Genomic DNA, 15,149 nt, shown 5'->3' on the forward strand with positions numbered 1-15,149 from the left:
ATACCCTATACCTGCGGCTTGACAATCACAAGCACGGTAATGATGACTGTCACGCTGAGGATGGCGGCAGGAAAGCCGAAGCGGCTTAGCCAGGTCTGCCCCGCCGGGTTCGGCGACCTGTTGCGCAAGCGAGCCACCAGCATGCCATGCAGCCCGGACAAACACAGCACAAGAAACAATTTGGCGATCAGCCAGGCTTGCGGAAACCAGCCGCCAGTCGACGCCAGCACCAGGCCCAGTATCCATGCCAGTAACATCGCTGGTGTGGTGACTCGCCGGTCCCACACGCGCAAACGGCCAAGCAAGGGAGCCATGGGCTCGCTACGGCAGGCCAGGGTACACGCGACGGCCAGCATGCCGCCGATCCAGGTGGCGACTGCCGCAATGTGCAGCGTTCTCAGCAAAAGATAATCCATGCTGGCTATTCCTTTGCCGGCGCCGCCAGCGACGCTACGCGGCGCGCCAGCAACCGCTCGTTGAGGAAAGCACCGAACGGAATGATGGGCGCCAACGCCATGCGCAGGCGCTCTGCACGTGTCCAGCTGCCAAGGGAAAGCGTCTGCACCAGCATCCGGCAATACAGCAGGAAGGCCAGGCCGTGCACCGGCCCGATGACCGACACCATGCCTGGGTATCCGCCCAGATGCTTGAGCGGCATGGCAATACCGAGCAACAGCAGCAGCGTGCCCCCTTCGAACAACGATATGTAGCGCATCTTGCGTAGCTGTGCGCGCGCTTCCTGGTAGGTCGTTTCCAAATCCATCTGGTTTCCTTTAGTCGATACTGCAGGCATCTTAGTTCGCTCAAGCAGACCGCAAGCGCCATATTTCCCACCATTCCAGACATCAGGCGGCATGCCCCTTAAATGGCGGCAAACGAGGGAACTACGTCCTCTTTCCAGGCGGGCACGCCAATACAATATTCGCGCGACAAACAGTTGCCCAACCATTTGCCTACTTTGAAAGGATGATATGTACGATTCCCGGCAACACCAGCCCACCTGCCTTGCCGCAGAAGGCAAGCACGCGCCAGCGCCGCGCTTCGCGCTTGCATGCGCAAGGCGATACTGATGTACAAAGCTTATCTCGCCCTGACCAAGCCCGGCATCGTGCTGGGCAATCTTGTTTCCGTCACAGGCGGCTTCCTGCTGGCAACGCACGGACAGGTTGACTGGCGGCAAGGTGCGCTGGTGGCCACCGGCGTGTCGCTGGTGGTCGCTTCCGGCTGCACCGTCAACAACATCATCGACCGCGACATCGACCAGCTGATGCTGCGCACGTGCAGGCGGCCGATGGCGAATGGCGCCATCGGCATACGCGCAGCGTGCGCCTATGCCACCCTACTGTTGCTGGCGGGGCTGGGCTTGCTGTACGCGGCAACCCAGCGCTGGCTGCCACTGATGCTGGTATTGCTGGGCTATGCCGTCTACGCCGGCCTGTACACGCTACACCTGAAGCGCAGGTCGGTGCACGGCACGCTGGTCGGCAGTATTTCCGGCGCCATGCCGCCGGTGGCTGGCTACTGCGCGGCACAGGGCCGTTTTGACGCCACGGCGCTGTTGCTGCTCGTGATGTTCAGCTTGTGGCAAATGCCGCATTCCTACGCCATCGCCATCTTCCGCGCCGCTGACTATCGGGCCGCCGCCATTCCGGTCTTGCCGCTGGTGCGCGGCCATGCCACGGCCAAGCGCCACATCCTGCTGTATATCATTGCCTTCATGGCGGCCTCGCTGTCGCTGGGCGCCTTCGGTGCGGGACGTTTGTATATGCTGTCCATGCTGGCCGCCGGCGCCTGCTGGCTGGCGGTCGGCATCGCCGGCCTGCGCGCCCGCGACGATGCCCGGTGGGCACGCCAGGTCTTCCTTGCATCGATCGCGGTAGTCACCGTGCTCAGCGCGGCCATGGCGCTGCATGCAGTGTGAACTGGCGTACCCTGGCGGCCATGTTCAGCGGGCGGCCACCTGCCCGTCCGCCGCATCCCAGCCGCCACCCAGTGCGCGTATCAGGCTGACGGTGGCCACAGCCTGCGCCCCGGCCAGCCGGTTCAGCTGCAGACGCGCCTGCAGGATTTGCCGCTGCGCGTCGATCACTTCCAGATAGCTGACCTGCCCTGCTTCATACTGGTTTTGCGACAATTGCCCGGCACGCCGGGCGGCCGCGACCGCCGCCACCTGCGCGGCATGCTGTACCTTGAGCAGGCGTAATTCGGCCAGGCTGTCTTCCACCTCGCGAAACGCCACCAGCACCTGTTGCCGGTACAGGGCCACGTCTTCGTCCAGGCGGGCTTGCGCCGCGCCCAGCATGGCGCTGCGCCGTCCGCCATCGAACAGGGGGACGGACAGCGCCGTGCCGGCCAGCGGCCCGAGCAGGAAAGTCCGGCTGGACCAGTGGAACAAGTTGCCCAGCGTGGCAGACTCGACACCCAGCATGGCGGTCAAGTCCAGCCTGGGAAAGAAGGCCGACTGGGCCAGGCCAACGCGCGCATAGGCCGCCGCCATGGCGCGTTCTGCCGCGGCAATATCGGGACGACGCTCCAGCAAGGCCGAGGGCAAGCCAGCGGGCACCTGCACCGGCACTTGCACCGGCGCCAGCGGCATGGCGGCAAAGGCAAATTGCGCCGGAGCCTTGCCCAGCTACACGGCCAGACTGTGCTCGGCAGCGGCGCGCTGGCGCGCCACGCCTGTTGCGTCGGCGCGCGCGCTTTCCAGCACATTGCGTGCGCGCGCCACGTCCAGTTCGCCGACATCGCCCTCCTTGAAGCGACGCTCGACTAGCTTCAGCGCATCTTCCCGCAGCGCCACGGTTTGCTGATACACACGCAGTTGCGCATCAAACTCGCGCAGCTGGAAATAGTGTTGCGCCACCTCGGCCTGCAGCGCGAGCAGCACCGAGTGGAATAGTGCCACGCTGCGGCCGGCATCTGCCTGCGCGGCGTGGATGCCGCTGCCGACCCGGCCGAACAGGTCCACTTCATATGAAGCCGCCGCCTGGGCGCGCCACAAGGTTTGGCCCGGCACTTGCGCGCCGTCTGCCAGCGACTGCGACGCCGGCGAAGCGCGTTGCCGCGTAGCACCGAACCCGGCGTCCAGTGCCGGCAAACGTGCCGCCTCCTGCGCTTGCGCCAGCGCCCGCGCCTGCCGCAAGCGGGCGGCGGCGGCCTGCACATCCTGGTTGGCGGCGATGGCCTGGTGTTCGAGCTCGTCCAGTAGCGGATCGCCGAAGATGGCCCACCACTGGCCACGCTGCGCCTCTTCGGCCGGCTCGGCCAGCTTCCAGCCGGCGCCGTCTTCCGCCGGCGCTTCCTTGAAGGTGGCCGGGATACTTGCCTCGGGCCGCTGCCATGGCTGTTCTACCGAGCACGCCGCTATCAGCGACAGCAGCGCGCCACCTATCGCCAGCCGTGGCAACGGCAGGCGTTTCATCATTTCACGTTTCTTCATCAGGCTACCTTGTTATAGTCGGTCGGGTGCGGTGCGTCTTTTTGCGCCACATGTATTTTTCCGCCAGCAATCGTGCGCAGCACCACGTAGAATACGGGGGTGAGCATCAGGCCAAACAGCGTCACGCCCAGCATGCCGAAGAACACCGCCACGCCCATCGCCTGGCGCATCTCGGCGCCGGCCCCTCCGGATAGCACCAGCGGTATCACGCCCATGATGAAGGCGATCGAGGTCATCAGGATGGGCCGCAGGCGCAGCCGGCTCGCTTCAATCGCCGCGGCCATCGGCGTACGGCCGTCATGTTCGAGCTCGCGTGCAAATTCGACGATCAGGATGGCGTTTTTTGACGCCAGGCCGACCAGCACCATCATGCCGATCTGCGTGAAGATATTGTTGTCGCCACCGGTCAGCCACACCCCCGCCAGCGCCGACAGCACGCTCATGGGCACGATGAGGATCACCGCCAGCGGCAATGTCAGGCTTTCATACAGTGCCGCCAGCACCAGGAACACCAGCAGCACGCTGATGGGGAAGATCCACATGCCGGCGTTACCCGCCAGCACTTGCTGGTACGTCAGGTCGGTCCATTCGAACTTGACGCCTTTCGGCAATACCTCGGCCGCGATACGTTCGGCCGCCGCCTGTGCTTCCCCGGAGGAATAGCCCGGCGCCGGCCCGCCGTTGAGGTCGGCGGCGGTATGGCCGTTGTAGAGGACCACCGAGATCGGGCCATAGGTCGGCGTGACCGTTGCGAGCGACGCCAGCGGCACCATGTCGCCCGCGGCATTGCGGGTCTGCAGCTGCAGGATGTCGTCGGCGTTCTGGCGGTAAGGCGCATCCGCCTGTACCCGCACCTGATAGACACGGCCAAAGCGGTTGAAATCGTTCACGTACAGCGAACCGAGGTAGGTCTGCATGGTGTTGAAGACGTCGGTCACGGGCACGCCCAGCTGTTTGGCCTTGACACGGTCCAGGTCTACATTCAGCTGGGGCACGTTGATCTCGTAATTCGAGAACATGGACCCAAGCTCGGGCGCGCTGGCGGCGCGCTTGATAAATGCCGCCTTGGCCCGGTTGAGCGCCTCGTAGCCGACCGCGCCATGGTCTTCCAGCTGCATCTTGAAGCCGCCCAGCGTGCCTATGCCCAGCACTGGCGGTGGCGGAAACACGGCGATAAAAGCCCCTTTGATGCCGGCAAATTGCTGGTTCAGGGAAGCGGCGATGGCGGCGGCGGACAGATCCTTGCCCTGGCGCTCGCGGAACGGCTTGAGCGGCACGAACACTACCGCAGCGTTCGAGCTATTGGTAAAGCCATCCACCGACAGGCCGGGAAACGCGACCGCATGCGCAGCGCCAGGCTGCTTCATGATGATGTCGCCCATGGCGCGGGTGACCTGCTCGCTGCGCTCCAGCGAGGCGCCATTGGGCAGGCGGGCAAAGGAAATCAGGTATTCCTTGTCTTGCGCAGGCACGAAACCGCCCGGCACGATGCGCGTCACCAGCACGGTTACGCCCAGCAGCGCCGCATACACCACCAGCATCATGCCCTTGTGCCGCAACGCGCCCTTCACGCCGCGTCCATAGCTATCCGAGCCGCGCCGGAATAGCCGGTTGAACCAATCGAAGAAGGGGCCCAGCACGCGATTGATGGCGCGCGTCACCGCATCTTCCCTGGCACCATGCCCACGCAATAATAAGGCCGCCAGGGCGGGCGACAGGGTGAGCGAATTGAAGGCGGAAATGACCGTCGAAATGGCGATCGTCATGGCAAACTGCTTGTAAAACTGGCCAGTCAGTCCGCTCATGAACGCCAGCGGAACGAAGACGGCCACCAGCGTCAGGGCAATCGCGATGATGGGGCCGCTCACTTCCTGCATGGCTTTATAGGTCGCGTCGCGCGCATTGAGGCCCGATGCGATATTGCGCTCCACATTTTCCACCACCACGATCGCATCGTCGACCACGATGCCTATCGCCAGCACCATGCCAAACAGGGATAGCGCATTGATGGAGAAACCGAAGGCCAGCAACAGCGCAAAAGTGCCGACGATCGATACCGGCACCGCAATCAGGGGGATAATCGAGGTGCGCCAGGTTTGCAGGAACACAATCACCACCACGACCACCAGCGCAATGGCTTCCAGCACTGTGTGGATGACCGCCTCGATGCTCGATTTAACGAAGCGCGTCGGGTCATACACGATGCTGTATTCCACGTCCTGCGGAAAATCGGCGCTCAATTCCTTCAAGGCGGCGCGCACATCGTCGGCGATCTGCAGCGAATTGGCGCCCGGACTCTGGTTGATGGACAGCGCAATGGCGGGCTTGTTGTCCAGCATCGAACGCCGCCCATATTCGGCGGCGCCCAGTTCTATCCTGGCAATGTCGCGCAGGTAAGTCACGGCGCCATCGGCAGTCTTTACCACGATGGCGCCGAATTCCTCCTCGGTCGACAGCCGGCCGCGCGCATTCACCGACAGTTCCAGCGGCGCGCCCGGCACCGACGGCGAAGCGCCCACCACGCCGGCGGCAACCTGTACGTTCTGCTCGCGGATCGCGCTCACCACATCCATCGCGGTCAGCTTGCGCTGGGCGATACGGGCGGGATCGAGCCAGACCCGCATGGCATAGTCACCGGCGCCCCAAAGTTGCACCTCGGCTACGCCATTTATGCGCGCCAACCGGTCGCGCACGTTCAGCAGCGCGTAGTTGCGCAGGTAAGTGATGTCGTAGCGGCCATGCGGCGACAGCAGATGCAGGAACATGGTCACCGTCGGCGAACTTTTGGTGGTGGTCACGCCGAGACGCTGCACATCTTCCGGCAAGCGCGGCAGCGCCTGGTTCACGCGGTTCTGTACCAGCTGCGCCGCCAGGTCGGGATTGGTGCCGAGCTGAAAGGTCACCGTGAGTGTCAGATTGCCATCATTGGTCGATTGCGACTGCATGTACAGCATGTTTTCCACGCCATTGACTTGCTCTTCCAGCGGCGCCGCGACTGCCTCGGCGATGACCTTCGGATTGGCCCCCGGATACTGGGCATGCACGATCACGGACGGTGGCACCACCTCCGGATACTCCGATATCGGTAGCTGGAACACGGCGACCAGGCCAGCGAGCAGAATGATGACGGACAGCACGCCGGCAAAGATCGGCCGGTCGATAAAGAATCTGGAGATATTCATCGGATCGTGCTCTCCGCCAGCTGGCCGGCGCCTGGCGTGCCGCCCATCGCCACCAGATGCGCGCGCACCCTGGCGTCGGCCTGGATGCGTTGCGCGCCGTTGACCACCACCCGTTCCCCGGCCTGCAAGCCGTCATTAATGACGCGCAGATTGCCGCGCAAGGCGCCCACCTGCACTTCCCGGTAAATGGCGCGGTCTTGCTGATCGATCACATAAACAAACTTCCTGGACTGGTCCGTGCCGATGACGGCGTCGTCGACCAGCAGCGCCGCGTGCGGCGCGCCGCCGCCCATGCGGATGCGCGCATACAGGCCGGGCACCAGCACGCCGTCGCGGTTGTCGAAGCGGGCCCGCATGCGTATCGTGCCCGACGACGGATTCAGGCGGTTGTCCACCGACTGCATTTCGCCCTGGCGGGGATAACCCATTTCACCGACCAGTCCCAGCTCGGCGGCAACCTTGCCGCCCTGGCGGGTGCGGCTGCTGTATTGCAGATAGCTTTGTTCGTCCGCATCGAATTCCGCATACATCGGCGACACCGACACGATCGTCGTCAGCGGCGCGGCGCCTGCGCCCGTGCCAACAACATTGCCCAACGTCATTTCAGCGCGGGACACCCGGCCGGCAATCGGCGCGGCGATGCGCGTATGGTCCAGATTGATTTTCGCCGCCGCCAGTGCGGCGCGCGCCGATTGCAGATTGGCCGCCGCTTCGCGCGCGGCATTGCGTTTTTCGTCGTAATCGCGGCGGGCAATCGCGTTGTCGCCGATCAGGCGTTGTGCGCGTTCGCCGTCGGCCTGCAGATAATCGGCACGCGCCTGCGCCGCCGCCAGCAAGCCCGTGGCACGGTCCACTTCCGCCTGGTACGGGCGGGGATCGATGACGAACAGCAGATCGCCTTTTTGCACCAGCGCACCGTCGCGGATGTGGACTGCAACGATGGCGCCGGACACTTGCGGCCGTATTTCAACCTGTTCCACCGCCGCCAGGCGGCCGGAATAGGTGTGCAGCTCAGTAATGGTTTGTTGCAGCACGACGGCCACGTCCACTTCCGGCGAGGCGGCCTGGGATGACGGTGGCGGCGTACCGGCCCGCAGCGCGCCATACGTGCCCAAGCCGGCCACGGCGATGGCGACCAGCGAGGCCGAGGCCATCCTGGAGCGGGAAAAAGAAAAAAGAGACATAAGGGATTTCACAAGATAGTTGCGGTGCCGCAATTCTCAGTGATGGCTACGGCAACGCAAAGGACGCAGTTCCCTCGTTTCTAGTCATCGACTGGCGTGCTCCTGTCATGACGGTTTTTGAGGGAAATATGTCATTGTCGCCACTGCCATTTTGTTGCATCATGGCCCCATGCATACCATAGACGATCTCAAGGAACCTCCCCTGCCCCAGGATAGCGCCGCCGGCAACGCACGCGACATTGCATTCCTGGTGTACCCCGGCTTCCAGATACAGGACCTGAGCGGGCCATTGGCGGCGTTCGAGGTGGCGGCAACGATCCACGGCGGCTGCCGCTACCTGTGCGAGGTGGTGTCGCTCGCGGGCGGCGCCATCTGCAGTTCGTCGGGGCTGGAAGTCGTGACCCGCCAGATCCGCGCCCGGCCCTATGACACGCTGCTGGTGGTGGGTGGCTCGATGTCGGCCGATCCGGCCATTCTTCCTGCGATCTCCGACCAGCTCAATATCGCCGCCATGCGCGGCAGTCGGCGCATCGCCAGCGTCTGCACCGGCGCCTTCCTGCTGGCTGCAGCCGGCCTGCTCGATGGCCGGCGCGCGACCACCCATTGGAAATATGCGGCGCGTCTGCAACGCCAATATCCAAAGATCAAGGTGGAAGGAGACCGTATATTTACCAAGGACCAGGGAATCTGGACTTCGGCCGGCGTGACCTCCGGCATCGACCTGGCGCTGGCCATGATCGAGGAAGACCTGGGCAGCGACGTCGCGCGCGACACCGCGCAGATGCTGGTGGTATATCACCGGCGGCCGGGCAATCAATCGCAGTTCTCAGCCATGGCTGCCATGGAGCCCGAGTCGGACCGCATCCGGCAAGTGCTGATTTATATGCGGGAACATCTGCGGCAAGAGCTGTCGACGGAGCATCTTGCTGCCGTCGCCTGCCTGAGCCCGCGTCAATTCGGCCGTTCCTTCCTGACGGAGACGGGCGAAACGCCGGCGAAGGCGGTCGAGCGGCTGCGCGTGGAAGTGGCGCGGCTGAAGGTAGAACGCAGCGCCGAACCGATTGAAATCATTGCCCGCACCTCCGGCTTTGCCGATCCTGAACGGATGCGGCGCGCCTTCATCCGCGTGACCGGCCATCCGCCGCAAAGCATACGCCGCATGGCGGGCCATGTCGGTCAAGCCTGAACCTGCGCAGCCGTCTAACTTTAGATACCCACAACCGTATAACCGCCATCGACCAGCAGGTTTTGTCCTGTTACAAAGCGTGCCTCATCGCTCGATAACCAGACAGCCACGTCGCCCACGTCGGCTGGCTGGCCTACCCTGCGCAGTGGCGTGGTGGCGGCGAAGGTATCGGCCAGCGCATCGTTGCCACCCAGGCGCTCGAACATGGGCGTAGCGATAATCCCGGGCAAGATGGTGTTGACACGTATGCCCAGCGGTCCCAGTTCCACCGCCAGCGCGCGTGTCATGGCCAGCAAACCACCCTTGCTGGCGGCGTAGGCGGAAGAGCCACTGACCGCCGTGTCCGCCAGCCACGAACTGGTGTTGACGATGACGCCGCCGCCATTCCTGGTCATGGCTTGCGCGGCATATTTAATGCAAAGCCATACACCTTTCAGGTTGATGCCGATCACATGATCGAAGTCATTTTCTGTCAATTCGGTGATCGGTGCGAAAGCGCCTTCCGTACCCGCATTGTTAAAAACGATGTCGAGGCCGTCAAAAGCGCTTGATGTGCGCTTCACCATCGCTTCGGCTTCGGCGGCAACAGACACATCGGCTACCACGGCAATCGCCATGCCACCCGTATCGCGTATCAAATTGACTGTTTCCTGCAACTTTTCCAACGTTCGGCCGGCCACTGCCACCTTCGCACCCTGACGGGCATAGGCTAATGCTGCGGCACGGCCGATGCCGCTGCCGCCGCCCGTGACAAGGGCAACTTTCCCCGTAAAACGTTGATCGATAGATGTTTGGCTAGTGTTTCCCATGGTATGTGCTTTCAGTGGTCAGAGAATGCCAGTCTAGCGCCGTACATTCATGGTGATAAGCCACATTTCCCCCATGACCTTGCTGGCCCTGATTCATCAATCAAGCTTGCCATTTGCAGTAGAATCACTGTATGCGCCCTCATGAATTTGCCGAACTATCTGCCTTTATCGCTATTGCTGAAGAAGGCAGTTTCCGCCGTGCAGCGGCCCGCCTGAATCTGAGCTCGTCTACTCTCAGCCACTCCTTGCGCGCACTCGAGCAGAGGCTGGATGTACGCCTGCTTCAACGCACAACGCGCTCCGTATCGTTGACCGACGCGGGCACCGCCTTGCTGGCGCAAATCGCCCCGGCATTCAGCAGCATCGCCGCCGCCATCGATGGCGTGAATGCGTTTCGCGAGCGGCCGCGCGGCACCGTGCGCCTGAACGTGCCTTTGCTGGCGGCGCAAATGATATTGGCGCCACGGCTGGGGCAATTCCATGCTGCCTATCCCGATATCGTGCTGGAAGTGGCCATCAATGACGGTTTTGTCGATATCGTGCGCGAGGGCTACGATGCGGGCATACGTTTGGGCGAAAGCGTGGAACTGGACATGGCGGCTGTGCCCGTCAGCGGCACGCAGCGCCTGGCCATCGTCGGCGTACCGGCTTATTTTGCGCAACATGCCGCACCACGGACACCGCATGACTTGCAGGCACACAGTTGCATCGGCTACCGCCTGGTGACAGGGGGCGCCTTGTGCCGCTGGCAATTCGCCAGGGATGGCCACGCGCTGGAAATACAGGTTGGCGGCCCCATGGTGCTAGGTACGCCCGGCTTGATGCTCGATGCGGCATTGGCAGGCGTGGGCCTGGCTTGCGCACTGGAAAGTACCGTCACCGGGCATCTTGCCGCAGGCCGGCTGGTGCGCGTACTCGACGACTGGTGCCCGCCATTTGCCGGCTTTCATCTGTACTACCCCAGCCGTCGCCAGATGCCAGCCGCCCTGCGCGCTTTGATCGACTTCCTCCGCTTCGATGAGGCGGCCCTGCCTGGGAATGAAAGCCAAAACATTTCAATCTAGACAATTTCAATCTGACACGCTATCTTCATGGATCTTGCCGGCTTAGCCGGCAGCCACATCACCATGAAAGCCCCCATGCGCAAACTCGGTCCTGTCTTGATATTGCTGGCCTTAATCGTCCTGTCCTGCTTCGGCCTGGCGCAAGCGGCTTCCCCTCAGCCAGTGTGTGCCACGCCAGAACAAACCATCCATGAGCAAGGCTATGTGCCCATCAATGGCATCGAGCAATGGATCACGATCAAGGGTACGCGTTGCGGCAATCCCGTGATTCTGTTTTTGCATGGCGGTCCCGGCAATCCGTTGAGTCCCTTTGCCGACAACATTTATGCCGGCTGGGAACAGTACTACACGCTGGTGCAATGGGACCAGCGCGGTGCGGGCATGACGTATGGCAAGAATCGCCCGGCGGACGATGTGCCCTTGACCTTGGAACAGATGCGCGACGACGGGATCGCCGTTGCCACGTATCTGCAGCAGCATCTGGGTCAGCAAAAAGTGATTTTGATGGGCAGTTCCTGGGGTTCCATCCTGGGCGTGTACATGGCCAAGGCGCGCCCTGATCTGTTCCACGCCTATATCGGCACGGCGCAGGTGGTCAATGCGCAAGCCAATCTAAGCTCCATGTACCGCCAGATAATGGCGCTGGCGCAAGCGGCCAAAGACACTGTGACAGTAGAAAAGCTGACGGCGCTGGGTGCCCCGCCATGGCGCGATCCGCGCAATTTCGGCATCTTGCGCCGGTTTGACCGCAAGTATGAAGCGCTGGTGACGGATGCGCCGCCGAAAGCCTGGTGGCGGCCGGCAGCTTTGTATGCCACGCCGCAAGCGCTGAGCGATGCCGAAGCGGGCGACGATTATTCCTACCTTCAATTCATGGGCTGGCAAGGCGATGGCATGTTTGCCAGGGTGAACTTGCCGGCCCTGGGCAGTCACTTTGACGTGCCTGTGTATCTGCTGATGGGCGAGGAAGATTTTCTCAGCTCGGCGGCTATCGCGCGCAGCTACTTCGACAGCATCCAGGCGCCGCAGAAAAGTTTTGTAGTGGTGCCGCGCGCCGGGCACGACCCGAACCAGGCCGTGCTCGATGCGCAGTGGCGCCTGTTGCGAGAGCAAGTTACGCCCTTGCTACATTAGCCCGGATATTCAAGTAACGGATCGCCATCGCCGCCAGCATCAGGATGCCCGAGGCGGTGGCCAGCACCACGATAAATGCCTGGTCGAAAGCCGAGCGGGCCAGTTCCGACACTTGCAAGCCCAGTTCGGCCGGCAATTGTTCGGCAGCCATCAGGGCGGCGTCCAGCGTATCGTGGGCGTTCGGCAGCAGGCCGGCGCTTTCCGGGATCACCAGGGTGGCGCTGTAGACGGCCGACAAGATCGTGCCCAATACCGTCACGCCGATCACGGCACCCAGTTCATACGACACTTCCTCGATCGAGGCCGCCATGCCCGCCTGTTGCGGCGCCACGTTCAGCATCACGGCGTTCGATGCAGCCGTCATCACGGCGCCCAATCCCAAGCCCAGCACTACCAGGCTGGCGATTTGCGCCGGCACGGCGGCATTGTGCAGCAGCAAATAGGCGGCCATGCCGATGCCGGACAACAGCAGCGAGCCCCACAAGACCATCGCCTTGTCGGCCCGCGGCAGCATGAAGCCGGTGATGGGGCCGGCAAACACGGACGCCAGCGGCAGCGGCAACAGCAGTAAGCCCGCTTCCAGCGGCGACAGTTCACGCACCAGTTGCAGATGCTGGCTCAGCGCCAGTTCCATGCCGATCAGGGCTGCCGAAGCGACCATGGCGGCGGCCACCGCGCTGGAAAACGGCAGCGCGCGGAACAGTTCGAAGTCGATCAGCGGCTTGGCCTGGCGGTTCTGCCTGCGCACGAAAGCGATGGTAAAGATGGCGCCCACGGCCAGCGCGATGGCGGCGATCAGGTAGGACGGCGAGGATTTGCCCAGTTCCTTGATGGCGTACACGCCACCGAGCAAGCCCATCATGATTTGCAGCGAACCCGCCAGATCCCAGGGTTTATCGCGGTTGCCTGCCCGCTTGGGTAGAATCAGCAAGGCCAGCACCACGGTCAGCAACACGATAGGCACGTTGATCAGGAAGACTGAACCCCACCAGTAGTGTTCCAGCAAGAAACCGCCCAGCACGGGGCCGAAAGCGGCGCCGCCCGAAGCGATGGCGGCCCACACGCCGATGGCGAACGAGCGCTCGCGGCGGTCGCTGAAGGTCAGGCGGATGATGGACAAGGTGGCCGGCATCATCAGCGCGGCGCCGACGGCCAGCAGCACGCGGGCCACGATCAGCCAGGCGGGCGTGGGCGAGAACGCGGCGCACAGCGAAGCGGCGCCAAATACGGCCAGGCCGGCGAGGAAGACGGGTTTATGGCCGAGGCGGTCACCCAGCGTGCCGAAGCCGGGCAGCAAGCCGCAGACGACCAGGGAATAGATATTGATGATCCACAGCTTTTGCGAGGCGGTGGCCTGCAATTCGCGGGTCAGCCCGGGCAGCGCTGTGTACAGCACGGTCATGTCGACCACGATGAGGAACAGGGCGCTGGAGACGATGGCCAGGGTCAGCCACTTTTGGAGGGTATGCATAGGCAACTCATTTCTATTTACAACTATCGGTGTGCGTAAAAGCCTTGTTGCGCAGGTTTTTGCCACGCAAGTTCTTGGTATGAGGATACAGCGCGTGCGGCGTACGTCGCGGCAGGTCGTCAAGCATGCACGCCTCCATCGAGTTCGCGCAGCATGACGACGGACACTTGCTGGAAGCCGCGGCCCTGGAAAAATTGTTGCGCTTTCAAATTGTGTGCGCCGCATTCGAGGAACAAACGGGCGATGCCATGGCTGCGCAATTCTGCTGCCACCCATTCCACCAATGCCGTGCCGGCGCCGCTGCCACGCGCGTCCGGGTGCAGCACGATATCGTCGAGTGCGGCAAACGATTTCGAAGCGCGCTGGCGTGTATCGATGGAGACCAGCGCCATGCCAATGATGCGTTCGCCATCCTGCGCCACGGCCAGCAGGGTCGAATCGCCGTGTTCCCAGTCGTGCGACAGCGCGGCGCGGATTTCGCTGCGTATGACGTCCGGCAAGTCGGCGCGCCAGTTGCCCGGCGCATCGGCACGCGGGCCTTGCAATTCGGAATGGGAAATATAGTCGGGGCTGACGTTGTCCAGGTACAGCGCGCACAGGGCGTCTTCCTGGGTGGCGTCGTGGCACCAGTTGAAGGTGATGGCTTGCGTGTTTTTCATGGCAGATCTCCTGTTGTTGAATAATGACTCACAGTTTATGTCGTGCAGGACTGTGCTTCAAGTTAAAATCCATCTGTAAATCAGATGGGAGCATGCCATGCAATGGACTCTGGAACAAATGCGCTACTTTGAAGCGGCTGTCGAGGCCGGTTCATTTTCGGGCGCGGCGCGGCGTTTGGGCCGTGCGCAATCGGTGGTCAGCACGGCCATCGGCTTGCTGGAAGCGGAATTCGGCGTGGAACTGTTCGACCGTTCGCGGCGCAGCGCCGTGCTGACGGAAGCGGGCAAGGTGATGCATCTGGAAGCGTGCGAACTGCTGCGCCAGGCTGAACGCCTGCAGCTGCGCGCCCAACTGCTGAGCGTGGCGCCTGAAGCGCGGCTGACCCTGGCGCTCGATGAAGCCCTGCCTTATCTGGCGGTGGGCACCCTGATGAAAGAATTGGCCGCCCGCTACCCGGCGCTGGAACTGGTGATGCTCAACGCCACCGCCTCCGAAGTGGCCCTGTACGTGGAACAGCAGCAAGCCGATGTGGCGTTTCACTTCGACCGGGGGCCGATTTCACCCGTGCTGGAACAGCAGCATATCGGCAGCGTGGCGCAAGGCGTGTTCGTGGCCAGGGGCCATGCCATGGCGCACGGGCAGGAAGTGTCACGCAATGAGTTGACGCGCTATCGCCAGCTGATCATGGATTCCGAACTGAACCGTGAAAACGCCTACAGCCCCGCCGTCTGGTATTCCGACAGCTTTTATTCGATCGCGGAAATGGTGGCAGACGAACTGGGCTGGGCCATCTTGCCCCTGAACATAGCCAACTACGACAATTACAAGGGCTATCTGCAGGAAGTACCCTGCCCCGCCCTGGCCCTGTCGCGCCTGCCCGTGCGGCGTTTGTCCATTCATGGCAAAAAACTCAGCGAAACCAGTCTTTGGCTGACCAGCCGGCTGGCCGAGTTGCTGCAAGACGGACCACGGCACGATAAAAACGCTTGATTTGATACATGCATTTATTACGCAAGCGTA

At 62.8% G+C, this 15,149-nt stretch carries 12 protein-coding genes and 1 pseudogene; 5 read left to right on the forward strand and 8 right to left on the reverse strand.

Annotation, left to right across the window (positions count from 1 at the left end; translation table 11 throughout):
* Positions 1-5 precede the first annotated feature (5 nt).
* Together HDE72_RS04500 and HDE72_RS04505 are read right to left on the reverse strand one after the other, a co-directional pair.
* On the reverse strand, positions 6-416 hold the full coding sequence (locus tag HDE72_RS04500; RefSeq protein ID WP_183737521.1) for a CopD family protein: 411 nt from the start codon (positions 414-416) through the stop codon (positions 6-8).
* A gap of 5 nt (positions 417-421) precedes the next feature.
* Complete coding sequence (locus HDE72_RS04505) at positions 422-763, reverse strand: DUF3817 domain-containing protein (RefSeq protein ID WP_221291154.1); 342 nt, start codon at positions 761-763, stop codon at positions 422-424.
* A 306-nt stretch (positions 764-1,069) separates the two neighbouring features.
* Here HDE72_RS04505 and cyoE point away from each other — a divergent pair, with 306 nt between their 5' ends.
* Positions 1,070-1,921: a heme o synthase gene (gene cyoE / locus HDE72_RS04510; protein ID WP_183737522.1), complete on the forward strand. Its 852-nt coding sequence runs from the start codon at positions 1,070-1,072 to the stop codon at positions 1,919-1,921.
* A gap of 24 nt (positions 1,922-1,945) precedes the next feature.
* Here cyoE and HDE72_RS04515 read toward each other — a convergent pair.
* The 3 genes and pseudogenes from HDE72_RS04515 to HDE72_RS04525 form a co-directional block, all read right to left on the reverse strand.
* Positions 1,946-3,439: pseudogene (locus HDE72_RS04515) on the reverse strand (efflux transporter outer membrane subunit).
* A complete protein-coding gene (locus HDE72_RS04520; RefSeq protein ID WP_183737523.1) occupies positions 3,439-6,621 on the reverse strand; it encodes an efflux RND transporter permease subunit in 3,183 nt (1,060 codons plus the stop codon). The pseudogene HDE72_RS04515 and the gene HDE72_RS04520 overlap by 1 nt, the downstream one beginning before the upstream one ends.
* A complete protein-coding gene (locus tag HDE72_RS04525) occupies positions 6,618-7,805 on the reverse strand; it encodes an efflux RND transporter periplasmic adaptor subunit (RefSeq protein ID WP_183737524.1) in 1,188 nt (395 codons plus the stop codon). Before HDE72_RS04525 ends, HDE72_RS04520 begins: the two co-directional genes overlap by 4 nt.
* A gap of 169 nt (positions 7,806-7,974) precedes the next feature.
* Between HDE72_RS04525 and HDE72_RS04530 the strand changes: the two genes are divergently transcribed.
* Positions 7,975-8,991, forward strand: a complete 1,017-nt coding sequence (locus HDE72_RS04530) for a GlxA family transcriptional regulator (RefSeq protein ID WP_183737525.1) — start codon at positions 7,975-7,977, stop codon at positions 8,989-8,991.
* A gap of 20 nt (positions 8,992-9,011) precedes the next feature.
* On the opposite strand, the gene HDE72_RS04535 is transcribed toward HDE72_RS04530, so the two are convergent.
* Positions 9,012-9,800, reverse strand: a complete 789-nt coding sequence (locus HDE72_RS04535; protein ID WP_183737526.1) for an SDR family NAD(P)-dependent oxidoreductase — start codon at positions 9,798-9,800, stop codon at positions 9,012-9,014.
* Between the two features lie 131 nt (positions 9,801-9,931).
* On the opposite strand from HDE72_RS04535, the gene HDE72_RS04540 reads away from it, so the two are divergent.
* On the forward strand, positions 9,932-10,864 hold the full coding sequence (locus tag HDE72_RS04540; RefSeq protein ID WP_183737527.1) for a LysR family transcriptional regulator: 933 nt from the start codon (positions 9,932-9,934) through the stop codon (positions 10,862-10,864).
* Positions 10,865-10,939: 75 nt separating this feature from the next.
* The gene (locus HDE72_RS04545) at positions 10,940-11,998 is read left to right on the forward strand and encodes an alpha/beta fold hydrolase (protein WP_183737684.1); all 1,059 of its coding nucleotides are present in this window, start codon (positions 10,940-10,942) and stop codon (positions 11,996-11,998) included.
* Here HDE72_RS04545 and HDE72_RS04550 read toward each other — a convergent pair.
* Both HDE72_RS04550 and HDE72_RS04555 read right to left on the reverse strand, forming a co-directional pair.
* On the reverse strand, positions 11,979-13,469 hold the full coding sequence (locus HDE72_RS04550) for an MFS transporter (protein ID WP_183737528.1): 1,491 nt from the start codon (positions 13,467-13,469) through the stop codon (positions 11,979-11,981). The two genes, HDE72_RS04545 and HDE72_RS04550, sit on opposite strands and share 20 nt — an antisense overlap.
* A gap of 119 nt (positions 13,470-13,588) precedes the next feature.
* Positions 13,589-14,128, reverse strand: coding sequence for a GNAT family N-acetyltransferase (locus HDE72_RS04555; RefSeq protein WP_183737529.1), 540 nt, complete (start codon positions 14,126-14,128; stop codon positions 13,589-13,591).
* Between the two features lie 97 nt (positions 14,129-14,225).
* Here HDE72_RS04555 and HDE72_RS04560 point away from each other — a divergent pair, with 97 nt between their 5' ends.
* The gene (locus HDE72_RS04560) at positions 14,226-15,119 is read left to right on the forward strand and encodes a LysR family transcriptional regulator (protein ID WP_183737530.1); all 894 of its coding nucleotides are present in this window, start codon (positions 14,226-14,228) and stop codon (positions 15,117-15,119) included.
* Positions 15,120-15,149: the final 30 nt, after the last annotated feature.

It is taken from the genome of Janthinobacterium saanense, from assembly GCF_014200675.1.
GTDB lineage: Bacteria > Pseudomonadota > Gammaproteobacteria > Burkholderiales > Burkholderiaceae_D > Janthinobacterium.